Annotated in this window: 16 protein-coding genes; 5 read left to right on the top strand and 11 right to left on the bottom strand. The window is 71.5% G+C overall.

What is annotated here, in order from left to right; translation table 11 throughout:
- Positions 1–118 precede the first annotated feature (118 nt).
- The 3 genes from EDF53_RS08895 to EDF53_RS08885 all read right to left on the bottom strand — a co-directional run bounded on the left by EDF53_RS08895 (position 119) and on the right by EDF53_RS08885 (position 5,015).
- Complete coding sequence (locus EDF53_RS08895; protein WP_123293236.1) at positions 119–2,536, bottom strand: lamin tail domain-containing protein; 2,418 nt, start codon at positions 2,534–2,536, stop codon at positions 119–121.
- A gap of 150 nt (positions 2,537–2,686) precedes the next feature.
- Positions 2,687–3,625, bottom strand: a complete 939-nt coding sequence (locus EDF53_RS08890; protein WP_123293235.1) for a hypothetical protein — start codon at positions 3,623–3,625, stop codon at positions 2,687–2,689.
- Positions 3,626–3,707: 82 nt separating this feature from the next.
- Positions 3,708–5,015, bottom strand: a complete 1,308-nt coding sequence (locus tag EDF53_RS08885; RefSeq protein ID WP_123293234.1) for an ROK family transcriptional regulator — start codon at positions 5,013–5,015, stop codon at positions 3,708–3,710.
- 85 nt (positions 5,016–5,100) lie between these two features.
- Here EDF53_RS08885 and EDF53_RS08880 point away from each other — a divergent pair, with 85 nt between their 5' ends.
- Positions 5,101–5,556: a GNAT family N-acetyltransferase gene (locus tag EDF53_RS08880; protein WP_111085338.1), complete on the top strand. Its 456-nt coding sequence runs from the start codon at positions 5,101–5,103 to the stop codon at positions 5,554–5,556.
- Positions 5,557–5,586: 30 nt separating this feature from the next.
- Positions 5,587–5,934: an MGMT family protein gene (locus EDF53_RS08875; RefSeq protein WP_235035781.1), complete on the top strand. Its 348-nt coding sequence runs from the start codon at positions 5,587–5,589 to the stop codon at positions 5,932–5,934.
- A gap of 39 nt (positions 5,935–5,973) precedes the next feature.
- Here EDF53_RS08875 and EDF53_RS08870 read toward each other — a convergent pair whose 3' ends face one another.
- From EDF53_RS08870 to sucC, 8 genes are all read right to left on the bottom strand, one after another.
- Positions 5,974–6,399, bottom strand: coding sequence for a DUF805 domain-containing protein (locus tag EDF53_RS08870; RefSeq protein ID WP_123293233.1), 426 nt, complete (start codon positions 6,397–6,399; stop codon positions 5,974–5,976).
- 37 nt (positions 6,400–6,436) lie between these two features.
- Complete coding sequence (locus EDF53_RS08865; protein WP_123293409.1) at positions 6,437–8,245, bottom strand: ABC transporter ATP-binding protein; 1,809 nt, start codon at positions 8,243–8,245, stop codon at positions 6,437–6,439.
- Between the two features lie 92 nt (positions 8,246–8,337).
- The gene (locus tag EDF53_RS08860) at positions 8,338–10,146 is read right to left on the bottom strand and encodes an ABC transporter ATP-binding protein (protein WP_123293232.1); all 1,809 of its coding nucleotides are present in this window, start codon (positions 10,144–10,146) and stop codon (positions 8,338–8,340) included.
- A 551-nt stretch (positions 10,147–10,697) separates the two neighbouring features.
- Entirely contained in the window at positions 10,698–12,332 is a 1,635-nt protein-coding gene (purH, locus tag EDF53_RS08855) for a bifunctional phosphoribosylaminoimidazolecarboxamide formyltransferase/IMP cyclohydrolase (RefSeq protein ID WP_123293231.1), read from the bottom strand.
- Positions 12,329–12,922 (bottom strand): phosphoribosylglycinamide formyltransferase, encoded by a 594-nt coding sequence (purN, locus tag EDF53_RS08850; protein ID WP_123293230.1) that lies wholly within the window; start codon positions 12,920–12,922, stop codon positions 12,329–12,331. Before purN ends, purH begins: the two co-directional genes overlap by 4 nt.
- A 41-nt stretch (positions 12,923–12,963) precedes the next feature.
- A complete protein-coding gene (locus EDF53_RS08845) occupies positions 12,964–14,946 on the bottom strand; it encodes a DUF6350 family protein (RefSeq protein WP_123293228.1) in 1,983 nt (660 codons plus the stop codon).
- 104 nt (positions 14,947–15,050) lie between these two features.
- Positions 15,051–15,938 carry a succinate--CoA ligase subunit alpha gene (gene sucD / locus EDF53_RS08840; RefSeq protein WP_111085344.1) on the bottom strand — a complete coding sequence of 296 codons (888 nt, stop codon included), beginning with the start codon at positions 15,936–15,938 and terminating at the stop codon, positions 15,051–15,053.
- A gap of 11 nt (positions 15,939–15,949) precedes the next feature.
- The gene (sucC, locus tag EDF53_RS08835) at positions 15,950–17,119 is read right to left on the bottom strand and encodes an ADP-forming succinate--CoA ligase subunit beta (protein WP_123293226.1); all 1,170 of its coding nucleotides are present in this window, start codon (positions 17,117–17,119) and stop codon (positions 15,950–15,952) included.
- Between the two features lie 357 nt (positions 17,120–17,476).
- On the opposite strand from sucC, the gene EDF53_RS08830 reads away from it, so the two are divergent.
- The 3 genes from EDF53_RS08830 to EDF53_RS08820 are packed head-to-tail and all read left to right on the top strand — an operon-like array spanning position 17,477 to position 18,673.
- Complete coding sequence (locus EDF53_RS08830; protein WP_123293224.1) at positions 17,477–17,911, top strand: ester cyclase; 435 nt, start codon at positions 17,477–17,479, stop codon at positions 17,909–17,911.
- Between the two features lie 43 nt (positions 17,912–17,954).
- Complete coding sequence (locus tag EDF53_RS08825) at positions 17,955–18,248, top strand: hypothetical protein (protein WP_123293222.1); 294 nt, start codon at positions 17,955–17,957, stop codon at positions 18,246–18,248.
- 59 nt (positions 18,249–18,307) lie between these two features.
- Positions 18,308–18,673 (top strand): hypothetical protein, encoded by a 366-nt coding sequence (locus EDF53_RS08820; protein ID WP_123293221.1) that lies wholly within the window; start codon positions 18,308–18,310, stop codon positions 18,671–18,673.
- Positions 18,674–18,753: the final 80 nt, after the last annotated feature.

The raw sequence follows: 18,753 nt of genomic DNA, 5'->3' as shown, positions 1-18,753 counted from the left end.
CGACGCTACTGCGGGGGCGGCGAGGACTGCTGATCACGCATGGTGAGCAGGAATGGTCGGGTCCGCTGAGCGAACCCGACCATTCCTGCTCACGAATTGCCCCCGTGGGGCGTGGGGGCTACTCTGCGGCCGCCGCCTTGCGACGGCGGACGATCAGCACACCCGCACCCGCGGCGAGCAGCAGGAACGCGATGAGTGCTCCGGCACCGAGGCCCTCGGCACCCGTGAACGCGAGCTGCCCGTCAGCGGTGATCGTGATCGGGGTCCAGCCCAGCACCGTGCCGTCCTCCGCGGTCACGACGATGCGGTGCTCGCCAGCCGGAGCATCGGCCGGGATCGTGACGCGCACCGTGCCGTCAGCGCCGACCGTCACGGTGCCGAGCAGCGTCGGCGTCGAGTACAGCCACACGTTCACCCGGTCGCCGGCGTACCGCGTGCCCACCGTGACCGTGATGGTCTCCCCCGCGCGGGCGGACGACGGGGCCGAGACGCCCCCACGGTTCGTGTCGGTCAGACCGGTCTCCGAGGGAGCCACCGGGGCGATCGGAGCGGCCGGAGCGGTCGGCGACGGGGTCGGCGTCGGTCCACCGGTCCCGGGGGTCGGCGCAGGCGTCGATCCACCGTCACCCGGAGCAGGCGTGGGCGTCGGGTCGGTGCCCGGGTCCGTGCCCGGATCGGTGCCGCTGCCCTCGCACGGGTACGTCCCGGTGCGGAGCGAGAACCCGTCCGTGTCGTTGTCGTCGGCGTAGAACGTTGCGCGCTCCCCGTCGGCGCAGACGCCGGAGATCGCGAAGCCCTCGTTGGCGAGCGTCCGGTCCGCGTTCGACGGAGCCTCGAACACCTTCGCTGCGGTGAAGGCACCGTCGGTCAGCTCGTACAGCGCGGTGCGTCCGGCGCAGGCGTCGTCGCACACCACCCAGAGCGCGTCGAGGGTCGGGTCGAACTGCACGTCGGCCACGACCGCGAACGGCGATCCGATGGTGGCCACACGCTGGAACGAGCCGTCCGCCATCAGGGCGTAGGCGGAGACGCTCGCGGTGCCCTCAACGCCGACGAAGAAGAGCCCCTCGCCGTGGCCGGCGTACGTCGACGGTGCGTAGGCCGCGCCGGTGTGCTCGTCGGCGAAGCCCTGCTCGGTGAGCCACGAGTCCGGGATCCAGGTGACGCCCTCGAGGCCGGCGTTCGCACCGAGCCCCGGGAAGTCGGCTGCGAGGTCCCACTCGTCGGTGGCGCGCAGGGTCGACTCGGACCCGTCGGTGGTGGCGTACCGCAGGACCGACGGACGGCTGGTCTTCGACACGTCGTTGTCCCGCTCGGTCGACACGTACACTGCGCCCGGGTCGTCGCTCGTGACGGTGACGCCCTCGGCGTCCGGGGTCCCCGTGCCGTCGGCGTACCGCAGATCCGTGCCCGCGGCGTTCGACGGCGCCCAGCCGCCCTGGCCGTCCGAGGTCAGGTGGTAGAGCAGGCCGTCGCCGTTCTGCACGGCCCAGAGCTGGCCGTCCTCGGACGTGCTCGACGTGCTCGACGTGGTCCAGTCGATGCCGCTCAGGTCACCGGTGAAGGTGTCCTCGTCGTCGAGCACGGTCTCGTCCGGGCCGCCGGGCCACGGCTCGGCGGTGACGACTCCGGCGAACCGGTTCGCCGTGCCCTTCGTCGACTCGGCGGTCTCGGCGAAGTCGCCGGTGCCGTCCGGGTTGCGGCCGTACGTGGCGGCAGCGTGGGCCGTCCACGAGTACGAGTCGACCAGCGCACCCCGCGGGTCGAAGACCCGGGCGGAGTCGGCCTTGCCGAGTCCGAAGCCGAAGTCCGCCTCGTCGAGGACGGTGAAGCCCCCGGCCACGATCGTCGTGCCGGCAGGGATCGTGTACGCGTGGTCGTCCTCGCTGTCCTTGAGGACGTACCCGCCCAGGTCGACCGTGGTGCTGCCGACGTTGGTCAGCTCCACCCAGTCGCCGGGGGTGCCGTCCTGCGACTCGACCTCGTTGATGCGCACGGGCGAGGAGCAGTCGTTGGCGGCCCCCTTCGTCGACGCGGTGGTGTCGACCAGCGCACCGGTCCCGTCGGCGCACCGGCCGTACGTGACGACCGCGTGGCTCGTCCACGAGTACCGGAGCACCAGGTCGCCGGCGGGGTCGTACACCCGCGCGGTGTCGGCGCCGCCGAGTCCGAAGTCGAACCCGGGCGCGGTCGCCGAGAGCTGGTCGATGACGAAGTACCCGCCGGGGGCGATCGTCGAGCCGGCGGGCAGGACGTAGGCGTCGTGGGTGCTGTCGTCGTCGAGGAACGCGTACCCGGTCAGGTCGATCGACGCCGACGACGTGTTCGCGAGCTCGACCCAGTCGGTGTCGTCGCCGTTCGACTCGACCTCGTTGACGACGAGGCCGTTCGGGGCGGCGGCGCCGACGCTCGGGTCGTCGTCACGGACGGCGGCGAGTGCCGGGCTGGCCGTGACGACACCGGCGCCGAGGGCCAGCGCGGAGACGATGGCAGCACCGATCCGCACGGAGCGGGGGCGCAGGGCAGGAGTGCGCATGCAGGTCCTTCTCGGGAGGGGAGGGGAGACCTGCACGACTGTTCAGCACCCGGGCATCCGACCGGTGGCCGCCCGGTGAACGACAGGTGTCGCGCGGCGCCCGAGCGCCGGGATCCCTCAGTGACGCGACCCCGCAGTGCCCGAGATCCCTCAGCCCTGCGCGACCCCGGAGAAGTCGGGCGACCCGTCGGGCAGCGCCGGCAGTGGCGTGCCGTCGACGTACCGCGGCCACGCCAGGGCACGCGACGCCTCCGGGCGCGGCTCGTACCGGTACCGGTCCCCGCTGACCGGGCCGGCGGCCGTGGCAGCAGTGGCAGCCGTGGCAGCCGTCGGGGCATCGGGCACCGGAGTGGCGGCCCACGTCGCGATCGGTACCGCGGGCGCCATCGGGGGTGCTGCCGGCGGCGCTTCCGGCGTCGGCCACGCTCCGACCGCCCCCGCCGGGACGGCGCCCCGCGGGCGGAAGAGCGCGTTGCTGAGCGGGACGACGACCGTTCCGAGCAGGTCGAGGATGACCACCACCCAGACGAGTCGCCAGTAGCCGCGGGCGTAGTCCACGTCGGGCGCGAGCAGCGGGATCGACAGCAGCAGTGCGAGCAGGGCGATGACCCCGACGGTGGCCTTCGCGACGACCTGGAGTGCCGGTGTCGGGTAGCGGCGGTGGATGACGAGCAGCAGGTGCACGTGCAGGAGCGCCACGCGGGCGACCCCGACGAGCCAGATCCAGTGCCAGAACCGCTCGCCGACGAGCCAGAGGCCGTCCTCGCCGGAGGAGTCCGTCGGGGCGAGCCACACCTTGTACAGCCCCGCGACGAGCAGGTACATCGACGTGGCGATGCTGACGAACGCGAACGTGCCCGATCGGCGTGACGAGACGTCGGCGTCGTACCAGGACAGCAGGGCGAAGACGACCACCACGACGATCGTCAGGAGCAGCTGTACCGCGACCCGTCCGAAGTCGCCGACCAGCACCGCCACGATGCCGACGAGCCCGGCTGCGACGACCGCGCCGATGATCGTCCGGAACACCAGTGGCCGGACCTTCGCCCAGCGTCGGTCGATCGTGCCCGCGGCGCCGTTGTCCGTCATGTGTCCCCCGTCGTTCGCCGCCCACCTGGCGGATCCGTCGGTTCGCAGCGTAGCGGGCGGTGCGAGCCACCCCCGACCGCCGTCAGCGGCGGATGAGCAGCCCGCTCGCCCGCGGGGACAACGCGGCGTCGAGCACCAGGCACGCGGCTCCCACCGCGGCGACGTCGGCACCGCGGTCACTCTCGACCACGTCGACCGCGTGCTTCGGCACGAGCAACGGCGACCCGACGATCGCCGCGCGGGCGGCCGGCAGTGCGGCACTCGCGATGCGGGACCAGAACGGTCCGCCGAACACGACCCGGTCGATGTCGAGCAGGTTCACGATGACGACGGCGGCGTCGCCCATGACGGTGCCGGCCTCGGCGGCGAGCGTGATCGCGGCCTCGTCGCCGGCAGCGATGGCCTCGGCGAGCTCGTCCCAGGCACGGTTCACCGCATCGACCGACCCGTCGGACGGGACCGACCCGTCGGACGCGGCCGCACCACCGGACGAGACCGCACCCGCAGCGTCGCCACCGCCGGACAACGCCACCCCCCGCTCCCGTGCGATCCGCACGAGCCGGTCCGGCGCCACGGCCGCACCCACCTCTCCCCGGGTGCCGGACCCGTCGGGGGTGCCGGCGAGCGATCGCTGGTCGACCATGATGTGCCCGGCGTCGCCGGCGTTCGACCCGACCCCGCGCACGGGTTCGTGGTCGACGACGAGCCCGACGCCGAACCCGGTGCCGAAGTACACGAACGCGAAGTTCCGCGCCGACGACTCCCCCGCCAGGAACATCTCGCCGACCGCGGCGGCCGTGACGTCCTTCTCGAGCAGGACGGGGTAGCCCGTGGCCTCGGCGAGCGCGTCGCGCAGGGGCACGTCCCGCCACCGGGGCAGGAACGGCGGGTCGACGACGATGCCGGCGTCGACGTCGATGGGGCCGGGGCTGGCGATCCCGACACCGAGCACCCCGTCGACGTCCACGCCGGCGTCGGCGATCAGGCCGTCGACGGCGGAGCCGATGGTGCGGACGACCTCGGACGGGTCGTCGGCGGTCGGCGTCGAGGTGGTGGACGAGGCGACGACGGTGCCGGCCAGGTCGAGGAGCACGTAGGTGACGACGGCCGGGTCGACGTGCACGCCGACGGCGTAGCGGCTGCCGGGTTCGAGCCGCAGGATGGTGCGCGGCTTGCCCCGACCGGCGACGACGGTGCCGGACTCGACGATCATGCCGGCCTCGATCAGGAACCGGGTGACGTTCGACACCGTCTGCGCGCTGAGACCGGTTCGCGAGGCGAGTTCGACACGGCTCAGGCCGTCCGGCGAGCGTCGGACGGCATCGAGCACGACCGTGCGGTTGAACCCGCCGATCGACGGGAGGTTCGCTCCACGCCGATGTTCTGCCATTCCGCGACCATACCGCGGCAACGGTGCGGTCTCGGTCTGCCGTCCGCGCTGGCCCCCACACGGGTCGCACCGTTACCCTGGCCGCATGGCCGACCTGCGTCTCGAAGAACTCTCCGCGAAGACCGCTGCCGCGGCGAACTCCCTGACGCTCAAGCCGGGTCAGGAACAGTTCGTGCAGCCGACCACCTACGGGGTCGCCGAGTCCGACGTCAAGCCGAGCTCCGCGTGGACCCGGGTGGTCCTGGACGGCGACGAGGTCCTGGGCCTCATCATCGGTTCGTTCGACGCGGACAACGCGCAGGAAGAGCTGCGCAGCGCCATCTGGCGGGTCAACGTCGCCGGCACGGCGCAGGGTCGCGGCGTCGGCCGCTTCGCCGTGCACGGCCTGGCGGACGAGGCCCGCAGCCGCGGGCAGGAACGCCTGACGGTCGTGTACGAGCCCGGTGGCGACGACAGCCCCGAGGCGTTCTTCCGCGCCGTGGGCTTCGAGGTCGTCCGTGAGACCCAGTACGGCGACCACTTCGCGGTCCTGACGCTCTAGTACGTCTCCGACGACGTACTCATCAACGACGTGCCCGAGGACGACGCCCCCGCGCCGGAGCAGGACTTCGGGGCGGCGGTGGCCGAGGTGGTCCGGATGATCCCGCCGGGTCACGTCATGACGTACGGCGACGTCGCCGCCGCGCTCGGCTCACGCGCGTCGCGTGCGGTCGGCAAGGTGATGGCCCACGAGGGCGCCGACCTGCCTTGGTGGCGCGTGGTGCGCGCGGGTGGGCACCCGCCGCTGCACCACGAGGCCCGTGCGCTCCAGCACTACCGCGCGGAGGGCACGCCGCTCGTGCAGGGGACGGCGGCCTGGAGGCTCGACATGCGTCGTGCCCGCTGGTCGCCGTCCACGGATGCGGACGACCCGTTCTGACGTGCGGCCTGCGCACGTCGGCCGTCCGTCCGCCGGCGGTCAGCGGTCGAAGCGCTCGCCCTTCGGGCTCGTCGGGATCAGGCACAGCACGTACACGACGAGCGAGCCGATGCCGGGCACGACGTGCAGGAACTGCCAGAAGCCGGACAGGCCGGCGTCGTGCAGCCGCCGGGCGCCGAGGGCGAGCGACCCGATCAGGGTCGCGAGGCCCCAGAGGACGAACAGGTAGGACCCGACGGGGTTCTCGAACAGCGCGGTGTCCGGCGTGAACGCCTGCGGGACGAGCTGCAGCACGAGTCCGATCGCGAGCGACGTGATCCACCACCACCAGAACTCGGCACGCGAGGCCCGTCCGGTGAACACGGTGTACTTCCGCCAGAACCGCCGGACGGCCTCGGTGAAGGGTGCGCCGTAGAAGGGGTCGCGCAGGGCGACGCCGCCGGGCTGCACGCTGTCGTTGCTCATGGAGCAAGCCAACCACGTGGTGCAGCCCGGCTGCGTCCTACACGAGCGAGTCGCGCCAGGCCGCGTGCAGCTGGGCGAACCGTCCGGTACCCGAGATGAGGTCGGCGGGGGTGCCGTCCTCGACGATCTTCCCGTGTTCCATCACGAGCACGCGGTGGGCGATCGCGACCGTGGACAGGCGGTGCGCGATGATCACCGCGGTGCGGTCGGCGAGCAGGGTCTCGAGCCCTTCCTGCACCAGCCGCTCCGAGGGGATGTCGAGCGACGCCGTGGCCTCGTCGAGGATGAGCACCTTCGGGTCCGCGATGAACGCCCGCGCGAACGAGAGCAGCTGCCGCTGTCCCGCCGAGACACGACCACCGCGCTTGTTCACGTCGGTGTCGTACCCGTCGGGGAGCGCCATGATGAACTCGTGCGCGCCGACCGCCTTGCCGGACGCCTCGATCTCGGCGCGGGAGGCCCCCGGCTTGCCGAGCGCGATGTTGTCCGCGACCGTTCCGGAGAACAAGTAGGCCTCTTGCGTGACCATGACGATCGCGCGGCGCATGTCCTTCGTGTCGAGGTCGCGCAGGTCCACGCCGTCGAGCCGCACGGAACCGTGCGACGGGTCGTAGAAGCGCGCCATGAGCTTGGCGAGCGTCGACTTCCCGGCGCCGGTGGATCCGACGAGCGCGATGGTCTGCCCGGACGGGATGTGCAGGTCGAACTCCGGCAGGACGACCTTGCCCGCGTTGTAGGCGAACACGACCTCGTCGAAGTCCATCTTGCCCGTGGCGTCGGCCAGCTTGGTCGGCTTCACGGGGTCCGGCACGCTCGGCCGCTCCTCGAGGACGCCGGAGATCTTCTCCATCGCCGCCGAGGCCGACTGGTACCCGTTGTAGAACATCGCGAGCTCCTGCGCCGGGTCGAAGAAGCGCTTGGCGTACAGCGCGACCGCGAGCAGCGCACCGACCTCGAGCGTCCCGCCGACGATCCGGAAGCCGCCGACGACGACGACCGCGGCGAGCGTGGCGTTGCCGATGAGCACGAGCACCGGGTCGAACGTCCCGAACAGGTTGAACACCTTCGTGTTCGCCAGCCGGTAGTCCTCGACGAAGCCGCCGTACTCGTCCTTGTTGCGGGACTCCTTGCGGAACGCCTGCACGGCACGGATGCCCGTCATCGTCTCGACGAAGTGCACGATCACGCGCGCCGAGGTGACGCGGGTGGCGCGGAACAGCGTCTGCGAGTTCTTCTGGAACCAGCGGATCAGGAACCAGAGCGGCACGAGCGACACCGCGAGCACGAGCCCGGACGTCGGGTCGAGCAGAACCAGGGCCACGGCGGTGAACACCATGTACAGCACGCCCTGGATGAGCTGGTTCAGGCCGGAGTCGAGCAGCTCGCGGATCGAGTCGAGGTCACTCGTCTGGCGGGAGATGATCCGGCCGGACGTGTAGGTCTCGTGGAACTCGAGCGACAGCCGCTGCGTGTGCAGGAACACCCGCTTGCGCAGGTCGAACAGGATCGCTTGGCTGATCCGTGCGGCGAGCACGGTGTACCAGGCGGTGAGCACCGCGCCGAGGACGGCCACGACGATGTACGTCGCGACGACGCCGAACGCCGGCACCCAGTCGTTCTGGTCCATCACGGCGGGCAGGGCGTTGTCGATGCCCCACGCGATGAGCGCCGGGCCCGCGACGGTGCCCGCCGTGGAGACCACGACGACGATCCCGAGCAGCACCAGGCGGAGCTTCAGCGGGGCCGCGAGGGAACCGAGCAGGGCGAGGGAACGACGCCGCAGGCGCTTGCTCTCCGCCTTGGTGAAGTCCTCACGCTCCTCGCCGCGCACGCCCAGGGTGGTGATCGAGGCGGTGACGGGCGCGGCAGACTGCGCGTCCGCAGCGTCGTCGGTGACCGGTGCCGTGCCTCCCGGCAGGTTCTGGTCCGTCTGCTGGCTCATGCCATCGCCTCCTGTCGTGCGGTCGCGTCGTCGTCGTCGAGCGACGAGATGACGTAGCGGTAGTGCTCGTTGGTGGCCATCAGGTCGTGGTGGGTCCCGACGGCGGTGACGACGCCGTTCTCCATCAGAGCGACCCGGTCGGCCAACGTCACCGTCGACGGACGGTGCGCCACGATGAGCGAGGTCGTCTCGGCGAGGACACGGCGGAGGCCGGCCTCGACCCGTGCCTCGGTGTCGACGTCGAGCGCCGACAGCGGGTCGTCGAGGACCAGCACCGACGGCCGCGCGGCGATCGCGCGAGCGAGCGCCAGGCGCTGGCGTTGTCCACCGGACAGCGACAGCCCCTCTTCGCCCACCCGGGTGTCCACGCCGTCGGGCAGGTCGTCCACGAAGGACGCCTGCGCGATGTCGAGTGCCTCGCGCATGAGCGCCTCGGCCTCGGCACCCTGCACGTCCGGTCGACCTAGCAGCACGTTCTCACGCACGGTGGAGGAGAACAGGGTGGCGTCCTCGAAGGCGACGCCGACGTGCCGGCGCAGCTCTTCGCGGGTGAGGTCGCGGATGTCGACCCCGTCGATCGTCACCGATCCGCCGGTCACGTCGTACAGGCGCGGCACCAGCGAGAGCAACGTCGTCTTGCCGCAGCCCGTGAGCCCGACGAGCGCCATGGTCTCGCCCGGCTGCAGCTGCAGCTCGACGCCGTTGATCAGGTCCGGGTACTGCGGCGCGGAGTCCTGGTACCGGAAGTGCACGCCGTTGAACGACAGCGCACCGTGCGGCTCCGCGATCGTCTTCGGGTCCTGCGGGTCCGTGATGGTGTTCTCGGAGTCCATGACCTCGAAGAAGCGGTCGACCGCCGTACGGGTGTCGAACGTCATCGAGAGCAGGAAGCCGATCGACTCGATCGGGAACCGCAGCACCGTCGCCGTCGCGAAGAACGCGAACAGCTGACCGACGGTCATCTCGCCCTGCGACGCCAGCCAGATGCCGGCGAGCAGGCACAGCGCGAACGCGACGTCCGGCACGAGCAGCAGCCACAGCCAGATGCTCGCGATGGCCTTCGCCTTCTTGATCTCCGTGCCGCGCAGGGCTTCGGCCTGCTCGCTGAACTCCTCGAGCTTCGACCCGCCGCGACCGAACGCCTTGAGCACGCGGATGCCGTGCACCGACTGCTCGACACTCGTCGCGAGGTCACCGACCTGGTCCTGGCTGCGGCGCGCGACGACGGAGTACCGACGCTCGAACAGCAGCCCGTTGATCCACAGCGGGATCGACGCGATCAGGAAGATCAGCCCGAGCAGCCACCCGAAGGTGAACAGCACGACGAAGCCGACGACGATCGTCACGACGTTCACGACGAGCAGGACGACACCGAAGGCCAGCCAGCGGCGGATCAACGACAGGTCCGACACGGAACGGGACAGCAGCTGCCCCGACTCCCACCGGTCGTGGAACGCGACGGGCAGGTCCTGCAGCTTCGCGTACAGCGAGTTCCGCATGCTGGCCTCGATCCGCGTCGAGGGGCGCATCACCATCCGGCGGCGCGAGGCGATGAAGAACGCCTCGAGCACACCGAGGGCGAGCACGCCGAGGCCGGCGGGCCAGATCTGTGCGCCGTCCTTCGATGACAGCGGGCCGTCGACGAGCCACTGCAGGACGTAGGGGATTGCGAGCGCCACCAAGGAGGCTCCCATCGCTGCGGCCATGCCGCCGATGAGGCGCCCCTGGTAGGGCTTCACGTAGGGGTAGATCCGCGCGATCGCGCGGAAGGTGGACGGGCGCGCCGTGGTGGGCGACTTGGACATGCGTTGCGTCCTCATGCGTCTGCCGGGTCCCCGGGTCGCGCTGCGCCCTGGCCGCCTGCTGCTTGCTTGCTTGCTTGCTTGCGTGCGGTGCGTGCGCGGCCTCGACCTGGAGGCTCGGTGTGGCGTTGCGTGGTGATCATCGGCCGGGCGCGTGGTCGCGCCTCCGCCGTCACTCGCGTGACGTCGGTCGGGCCGGAGGGCACCGGGAGATACTCGTCCCCCGGGTTCAGGCGGGTGGTTCGCGGACGCTGGTCGTGCGGCGCCGCGAGGCCGTGGGAACGGCCTGGCTAGACGGCGGCCGCGACGCGCGGTCGCGGTGCGATCAGGGATCGCCGTGCGGGAGTGGTCCCCACGACGGACACGAGACCTGCACGGGCGGCCGTCGCCACGGTTCCGGTCATGTTGTCCATCGTCACTCCAGTCGTCGTCTTCGTCACCGTTGTGTCCGCGGTGCCACCGGTCCCGGGGGACCGTCGGCTGCCTGTCGCGGAGCCTTACAGACTATTCACAGTGACTCTCAGCGCGCAATAGGGTGCCGCGATTTGTTCACTTCAGTGGAAGAAGTGGCGCTCGCCCGTGAAGTACATCGTGACGCCCGCGGCCGTCGCCGCGGCGATGACCTCGTCGTCGCGGACGCTGCCACCGGGCTGGGCCACCGCGCGCACACCGGCGTCGAGCAGCACCTGCAGGCCGTCGGCGAACGGGAAGAACGCATCCGACGCCGCGACGCTGCCGGTCGCGCGGTCACCGGCACGGTTCACCGCGAGGTGGCACGAGTCCACCCGGTTGACCTGGCCCATGCCGACCCCGACGCTCGCGCCCTGGTTCGCCAGCAGGATGGCGTTCGACTTGACCGAACGGCTCGCCTTCCACGCAAAGGCCAGGTCGGCGAGGGTCTGGTCGTCGGCGGGCGCGCCGGCGACCAGGGTCCACGTGGACTGGTCGAACGCCGTGAAGCGGTCGGCGTCCTGCACCAGGAAGCCGCCGGAGATCTGCTTGACCTCGCGCGGTGCCAGGGCGAAGTCGGCCGGCAGCGTGAGCAGGCGGATGTTCTTCTTGCGCGACAGGATCTCGAGCGCCTCGGGGTCGAAGCCCGGGGCGACGACGACCTCGGTGAAGATGTCCTTCACGGTCTCGGCCATCGCCACGGTGACCGGACGGTTCGCGGCGATGACCCCACCGAACGCCGACAGCGGGTCGCAGGCGTGCGCGGCGGCGTGGGCCGAGGCGATCGGGTCGGCGGCGTCCGCCGGGGCGATCGCGATGCCGCACGGGTTGGCGTGCTTGATGATCGCGACCGCGGGGGTGTCGAAGTCGAACGCCGCACGGACGGCCGCGTCGGCGTCGACGTAGTTATTGTACGACATCTCCTTGCCGTGCAGCTGCGTCGCCTGCGCGATGCCGGCGCCGTCGGTGCTCGTGTACAACGCGGCTGCCTGGTGCGCGTTCTCGCCGTAGCGGAGCGTGGCCGACAGGTCGGCGGTGAAGCCGAGGTGCTCGTCGAACGCGCCGGGCGTCTGGATGTCGCCGCTGGTCGTCGGCGCCGCAGCGGCCGCGACGACGTCGCTGGCGAAGTAGGACGCCACCGCGGTGTCGTACGCCGCGGTGTGCGCGAAGGCCTGGGCCGCCAGACGCTTGCGGAGCTCGAGCGAGGTGCCGCCGGCGCGGACGGCCTCGACGACCTCGGCGTAGGACGACGGCGAGACGACGATCGCGACGTTCGGGTGGTTCTTCGCCGACGCACGGACCATCGCGGGGCCGCCGATGTCGACGTTCTCGACCACGGTCGCGGTGTCGGCGCCCGAGGCCACCGTCTCGACGAACGGGTACAGGTTCACGACGACGAGCTCGAACGCCGCGATCCCGAGGCCGGCGAGCTGCTGCTCGTGCGACTCGAGGCGCAGGTCGGCGAGCAGGCCCGCGTGCACCGAGGGGTGCAGCGTCTTGACCCGGCCGTCGAGCGACTCCGGGAACCCGGTGACGCTCGCGACGTCGGTGACGGCGTACCCGGCGTCACGGATCGTCTGGGCGGTGGACCCCGTCGACACGATCTCGACACCCGACTCGGCGAGGGCACCGGCGAGCTCGAGCAGGCCGGACTTGTCGCTCACCGAGATGAGTGCGCGGCGGACCGGCACCACGTCACGGTCGCGGTAGAGGCTGGGGTCGGCTGCGTGCACGCTCATGCGCTCGGGGTGCCCTTCAGGTCGGTGGTGCCGTTGGCGATGTCGAGGATGGTCTGGATGAGCAGGCGGCGCTCGACCGGCTTGATGCGGTCGTGCAGCGTCGACTCGGAGTCGCCCAGGAGCACGGGAACGCGCTCCTGGGCCAGGATCGGGCCGGTGTCCACGCCGTCGTCGACCGCGATGACGCTCGCGCCGGTCTCGGTGACGCCGGCTGCCAGGGCGTCCCGCACGCCGTGGGCGCCGGGGAACTCGGGCAGGTACGCCGGGTGGGTGTTGATGATGCCCGGGGCGAACTCGGACACCACGGCCGGGGGCAGCAGGCGCATCAGGCCGGAGAGCACGAGCAGGTCGGGCGACCACGGGCGGATCTGCTCGGCGAGTGCCTGCCCCCACTCGGCACGGGTCTCGTAGCGCGAGAACGGCACCGTGAAGGTCGGGATCGAGAACTCCTCGCCCAGGCCGAGACCCTCGGCATCGCGGTCGGCACCGATGGCGACGACACGGGCGGGGTACTCGGCGTCGAAGGTCGCTTCGAGCAGGGCTCGGAGGTTCGACCCGGTACCGGAGATCAGGACGACCAGTTCGAGCACGGCACCAACCCTACCGGGACCCGCGCGACGTGACGTCGGCGCTAGCGATCGTCCTTCGGGCGGCGCCACCAGGGCAGCTCCTCGTCGGGGATCTGGTCGGTGACGTCCCAGTTCGTCGGACGGGCCGCCTGGGTGGGAGCGGCTGCGGGGGCCTCGGCTGCGGCCGGTTCGTCGTCGACGTCGTCCCGTCCGGCGACGAACTCCTCGGTGCTCCACGGGAACGCCGGCTGCGCGTCGGTGTGGTCGGGTACGGGCGTCGACGTGGCGGGCCGTTCCGGAGCGGGCGCAGGGCGCTGCTGCTCCGCTACGGCGTCGGCACCGGTCACGCGGTCGCGGAGTCCACCGGCTCGCTCGCGGAGTCCACCGGCACGCTCCCGCACACCGTCGGCGGCACCGTGCAGTCGATCGCGCAGGGCACCCATCGCGGCACGTCCCGACGAGCGGGTCTCGGTCGGTCTCTCGTCCGTCAGACGCTCCGAGGCGACGGTGTCGGTCTTCGCCCAGGCCGGCAGTTCCACGTCGTGGTCCGGGTCGCGCGGGGGCGTCCGAGGCGTTGCGACGGGCGCCGGCGCGACTGGTTCGTCGGCGATCGGTTCCGTCGGGCTGTTCACGGCGGTGCGCGAGCGGGCAGCGGTCGACCCGTCGTGGGACTCCTCGACCACGAACCGGTGCACGTCGGTGGTCCGTCCCGCGCCGGCCTGGTCGAGCGCGGCGAGGAGCGATCCCGTCCCGGCCTCGGCTCCGCTGCGGTCCGCGTCGTCGTCGTCCGCCTCGGTCCAGCGCTCCCGTGTCCAGCCCCGGTCCGGCAGTCGGACGAGGTCGCTGCCCGCGGCGAGGGCGATGACCGCCGGCAGGCCGATCTCGAGCGCGGCGAACCCACCCACCACCAGGGCGTGCGGGCCGACGTCGGCCAGTCGTCCGGGGCCGAACGATCCGGACGACACCCAGGCGATCAGCCCGGTCAGGACACCGGCGACGATGCCCGTCGCGACACCGGCGAGCGCTCGGTGGAGTGCGGAGTCGGCGCTCCCCAGCGCACGGACGAGTCGCGGGCGCATCGAGCCGCCGATCGCGAAGCCGGCGATCACCGGCACCAGGATCCAGACCAGGCCGAAGGTGTGGCCCGAGGTCGGCAGTGCGCCGAACACCGGCAGTCCGGGGATCGGTCCGAGGGTCGTGGCGATCGGGGACACGCTCGAACCGGTGCCGATGGCGAACCCGGGGCCGATCAGCCACGACGTCGCCCACCCGACGAAGTCCGGCAGGAACGCGAGCTGCCCGACGGTGAGGGCGATGCCGCCGATCACACCGGCGTGGGACTGCTCGTACAGGGTGATGACCTCGGCGAACGAGGTGAAGAGCAGGAACGCGACGACGACCCCGGCGAACGCGACGACGATTCCGGTGGCGGCGGTCCCGGCACGGAGACCGAACCCAGCGATCGCACGCCAGAGCACGGGCACGCGGTCGAGCAGGTCGAGCACACGCTGGGTGGCGGGGTCCGCCGGCAGGTCGCGCCGTCGTCGGCAGACCTCCGAGCTGATGAGCGCCGGGATCCCGAACCACAGTGCGGGCAGGACCACGGCCTGCCAGATCGTCGGCTGCGTGGCGGCGGAGGTCGACGACAGCGCGACGCCCAGGCCGAGCGCCGCGACGACCGCCGTCCCGACCAGCAGGCCGGTGGTGCGGTGCTCGGTCTCCGCGAAGCGTCGACCCGCACGGGCGCCGAGCCAGGCGGTCACGACCGCGAAGCCGAGCGCCGCGAGCGTCACGTGGATGGGATCGGCGGCACCGCTGACCCCGGAGCTCTTCGCCAGCGCGGAGCCGAGCAGGAACGAGACGTCGACGCCGTGGCCGACGAGCCAGACACTGCCGGTGGCCTTCCAGAACACGTCCCAGTCGATCTGCAGGCCGTACTCGAAGCCCCACAGCAGGGTGAGCGGCACCAGTGCGATCCCGATGCCGACGCCGACCGTCACGACCGCCTCGATCGCGGCGAGCAGAGCGGTTCCCAGGCGGTTCATCGCAGCGAGGATACGTGAGCCGACCCCCGAACGACGGGAGGCTCGGCGCGGAACCCGCACCGAGCCTCCCGGCTTCGTCCCGACCGTGTGCCGGGCGATGGCCGCTAGCGGGCGGCGACGACCTCACGCAGCAGCGCAGCGGTCTCGGACGGCGTCTTGCCGACCTTCACGCCGGCGGCCTCGAGCGCCTGCTTCTTCGCCTCGGCGGTGCCGGCGGAACCGGACACGATCGCTCCGGCGTGGCCCATCGTCTTGCCCTCGGGGGCGGTGAAGCCCGCGACGTACCCGACGACCGGCTTCGTGACGTGCGCCTTGATGAACTCGGCTGCGCGCTCCTCGGCGTCGCCACCGATCTCACCGATCATCACGATGGCCTCGGTCTCGGGGTCGGCCTCGAACGCGGCGAGCGCGTCGATGTGCGTCGTCCCGATGACCGGGTCGCCGCCGATGCCGATGGCGGTCGAGAAGCCCAGGTCCCGCAGCTCGTACATCATCTGGTAGGTCAGGGTGCCCGACTTCGAGACGAGACCGATCGGGCCCTTGCCGGTGATCGTCGCCGGGGTGATGCCGACGAGCGACTCCCCCGGGGTGATGATGCCGGGGCAGTTCGGGCCGATGATGCGGGTCTTCCCGCCGAGCGCCTTGGCGTGCGCCCAGAACTCGGCGGCGTCCTGCACGGGGATGCCCTCGGTGATGACGACGACGAGCGGGATCGCGGCGTCGATGGCCTCGAGCACGGCGTCCTTGGCGAACGCCGGCGGCACGAAGACGATGGAGACGTCGGCACCGGTGGTGTCGATGGCCTCGCGCACGGTGCCGAAGACGGGCAGCGACACGTCACCGTGGGTGACGGTGGTGCCGGCCTTGCGGGCGTTGACGCCACCGACGACCTGGGTGCCGGCCTTGAGCATGAGGGCGGTGTGCTTGGTGCCCTCGCCGCCGGTGATGCCCTGGACGATGACCTTGGAGTCCTTGTTGAGGAAGATCGACATGGTCAGTCCCTTCAGGCCGCGGCAGCGGCGAGTTCGGCGGCCTGCTCGGCCGCGTCGTCCATGGTCGCGGCGACGGTGACGAGCGGGTGCGCTGCCTCCGCCAGGATCCGTCGGCCCTCTTCCACGTTGTTGCCGTCCAAGCGCACGACGAGCGGCTTGGTGGCCGCGTCGCCGAGGATCCCGAGGGCGGCGACGATGCCGTTCGCGACGGCGTCGCAGGCGGTGATGCCACCGAAGACGTTCACGAAGACGCTCTTCACCTGCGGGTCGCCGAGGATGACGTCGAGGCCGTTGGCCATGACCTCGGCCGAGGCGCCGCCACCGATGTCGAGGAAGTTCGCGGGCTTCACGCCGCCGTGGCGCTCACCGGCGTAGGCGACGACGTCGAGCGTCGACATGACGAGGCCCGCACCGTTGCCGATGACACCGACCTGGCCGTCGAGCTTGACGTAGTTCAGGCCGTGGGCCTTCGCCTTGGCCTCGAGCGGGTCCTCGCTCGCGGAGTCCTCGAGGTCCTTGTGCGCGGGGTGGCGGAAGTCGGCGTTCTCGTCGAGCGAGACCTTGCCGTCGAGCGCCAGGATCTGGCCGTCGCCGGTGCGGACGAGGGGGTTCACCTCGACGAGCGTGGCGTCCTCGCCCTTGTAGACGTCGTAGAGCTTCGAGAAGACGTCGGCCACCTGGTCGACGAGCTCCGCCGGGAACCCGGCCTGCTCGGCGATCGCGCGACCGGCGGCCGCGTCGATCCCGGTGAGCGGGTCGACCTCGACGCGGGCGAGCGCCTCGGGCTTCTCGACCGCGAGCTGCTCGATCTCCATGCCGCCCTCGACGCTGGTGAGCGACAGGTAGGAGCGGTTGGCCCGGTCGAGCAGCACGGAGAAGTAGAACTCCTCGGCGATGTCGGCGCCCTGGGCGATCATGACGCGCTGCACGGTGTGGCCCTTGATGTCGAGCCCGAGGATCGCCTGGGCGTACTCGAACGCTTCGTCGGGGGTCTTCGCGACCTTGACGCCGCCGGCCTTGCCGCGCCCACCGACCTTCACCTGGGCCTTGACGACCACGACGCCACCGATCTTCTCGGCCGCCGCTCTCGCCTCTTCCGGGGTGTCGGCGATGATCCCCTGGAGGACGGGGACGCCGTAGGACTCGAAGAGGTCCCTGGCCTGATACTCGAAAAGATCCACGCTGTTCTTCTTCCCGCACGGTTCGTGCGATCGGCATCGGTTTCCCGGTCGCGCACTCCACATCGAGGGTCGCTCGATGTCGAGACAACGGCCGTCACGCAGCCTAGCGCGGCGACATGGACGTCGAGACAACGGGCGGCGCGGGACGCAGGGGAAGGCGCGGTCGCTCGACCACCCGTCGGCGACCGCGCTCCACTCCCCCGAGCACCGGCAGTGTGCACGGCCGTCGTGACGGGGAGGTGTCCCGGAGGTGAACTCGCGCACCCTGGACGCCGCTCTCACCGACCCGGCGTACACCGGAAGGCCCGAACCACCGGATGGCCCGAACCACCGGATGGCCCGAACGAAGGAGCGCGCATGACCGCGGAACAGAACCAGCAGGCACAGGAACGACTCGGCGAGATCCTGGAGGCGCGGGCCTTCGACCGCTTCCCCGAGGTGTGGGCCGAGGACGTCGTGGACCACGACCCCGCGCCCGACCAGCAGCCCGGTCTCGCGGGGATCGTCGACTTCTGGACCGAGTTCACCACCGCGTTCCCGGACCTCACGCTCGAGCCCGACCCGCTCGTCGTCACGGACGACTACATCACCGCGGTGTTCACGATCCGCGGCACCCACACCGGTCCGTTCCAGGGCCACGCGCCGACGGGTCGCACCTTCGAGGTCCGCGGCATCCAGGTCTCGAAGTTCCGTGACGGCAAGATCGCCGAACGCTGGGGCGCGACCGACGAGAAGGGTCTGGCGGAGCAGCTCGCGCTCGGCTCCGGCGACGTCCACTTCGTCAGCGCCTGAACACCATCGGACACCCGGCACCACCCACACCCAGGAGGACACCATGAGCGATCCCGGCATCAGCCCCGTCGACGACTTCGAGGCCCAGCAGCGCCGCGACGACGACATCGACCGCGAGCACGTCGGCCCGTACGAGGTGGACGAGTCCGAGGAGTCCCTCGAGACCGTGACGAACGACGCGGTCGCCGGCGAGACCGTCGAGCCCCAGCGCGGTGACGGTACCGACGACGGCCCGACCGGCGGCTCCCCACGCGAGGGGTCGCCCGACCTGTGGGAGCACGACGCCGACGAGGACCGGCCGGACCTCGGAGGCGACCTCGGCACCAAGTCGCTCTGATCGACTTCCCTGGGCTCCGACCCCAGGGATCCGCGGAACACGGCCCGTAGCATCGGGCCGTGTTCCGTCGCGTCCGAGCCAGCGTCCGCAGCATGCCGTCGGCCGCCCGCCTGGTGGCCATCGCGGCGATGCTGCTCGTCGCGGCCTCCGCACACCTCGCCGCGCAGTCCGAGCCGGCGGGTCGATGGGTCCCGCTCCTCGCGGTCGCGGTGGTCGGAGCCGTCGTCACCGGAGCACCGAGCCGCCTCTGGCCGCTCCCCGCGATCTGGCTCGTCGCGACCCTGCTCGCCCTGACGGGCGACGTCCGGGTGGACGGCACGTACCTGGTGATCGCCCTCATGACCGGCGCGCTTGCGCTCGTCGCGGCGATCGCCGCTGACCTCGTCCCCGTCCTGCGCGCGCGACGCCGACGGGGTGGACCGTGACCACCCCACGGCCTGGAGGCCCGGTGCCGGGCCCGCCACGTCCCTCCAGTCACGGCCGTCACCCCGCTGGCGCGGTGCGC

The sequence above is a fragment of the Curtobacterium sp. PhB78 genome, from assembly GCF_003751685.1.
Taxonomy (GTDB): domain Bacteria; phylum Actinomycetota; class Actinomycetes; order Actinomycetales; family Microbacteriaceae; genus Curtobacterium.
The sequence above is the reverse complement of the archived record's forward strand: the minus strand, read 5'-3'. Positions and strand labels throughout refer to the sequence as shown.

Coding starts and splice junctions, on each gene's coding strand:
- EDF53_RS08895 (WP_123293236.1), bottom strand. CDS start 2,536: ATGCGCACTCCTGCCCTGCGCCCCCGCTCCGTGCGGATCGGTGCTGCC.
- EDF53_RS08890 (WP_123293235.1), bottom strand. CDS start 3,625: ATGACGGACAACGGCGCCGCGGGCACGATCGACCGACGCTGGGCGAAG.
- EDF53_RS08885 (WP_123293234.1), bottom strand. CDS start 5,015: ATGGCAGAACATCGGCGTGGAGCGAACCTCCCGTCGATCGGCGGGTTC.
- EDF53_RS08880 (WP_111085338.1), top strand. CDS start 5,101: ATGGCCGACCTGCGTCTCGAAGAACTCTCCGCGAAGACCGCTGCCGCG.
- EDF53_RS08870 (WP_123293233.1), bottom strand. CDS start 6,399: ATGAGCAACGACAGCGTGCAGCCCGGCGGCGTCGCCCTGCGCGACCCC.
- EDF53_RS08860 (WP_123293232.1), bottom strand. CDS start 10,146: ATGTCCAAGTCGCCCACCACGGCGCGCCCGTCCACCTTCCGCGCGATC.
- purH (WP_123293231.1), bottom strand. CDS start 12,332: ATGAGCGTGCACGCAGCCGACCCCAGCCTCTACCGCGACCGTGACGTG.
- EDF53_RS08845 (WP_123293228.1), bottom strand. CDS start 14,946: ATGAACCGCCTGGGAACCGCTCTGCTCGCCGCGATCGAGGCGGTCGTG.
- sucD (WP_111085344.1), bottom strand. CDS start 15,938: ATGTCGATCTTCCTCAACAAGGACTCCAAGGTCATCGTCCAGGGCATC.
- EDF53_RS08830 (WP_123293224.1), top strand. CDS start 17,477: ATGACCGCGGAACAGAACCAGCAGGCACAGGAACGACTCGGCGAGATC.
- EDF53_RS08825 (WP_123293222.1), top strand. CDS start 17,955: ATGAGCGATCCCGGCATCAGCCCCGTCGACGACTTCGAGGCCCAGCAG.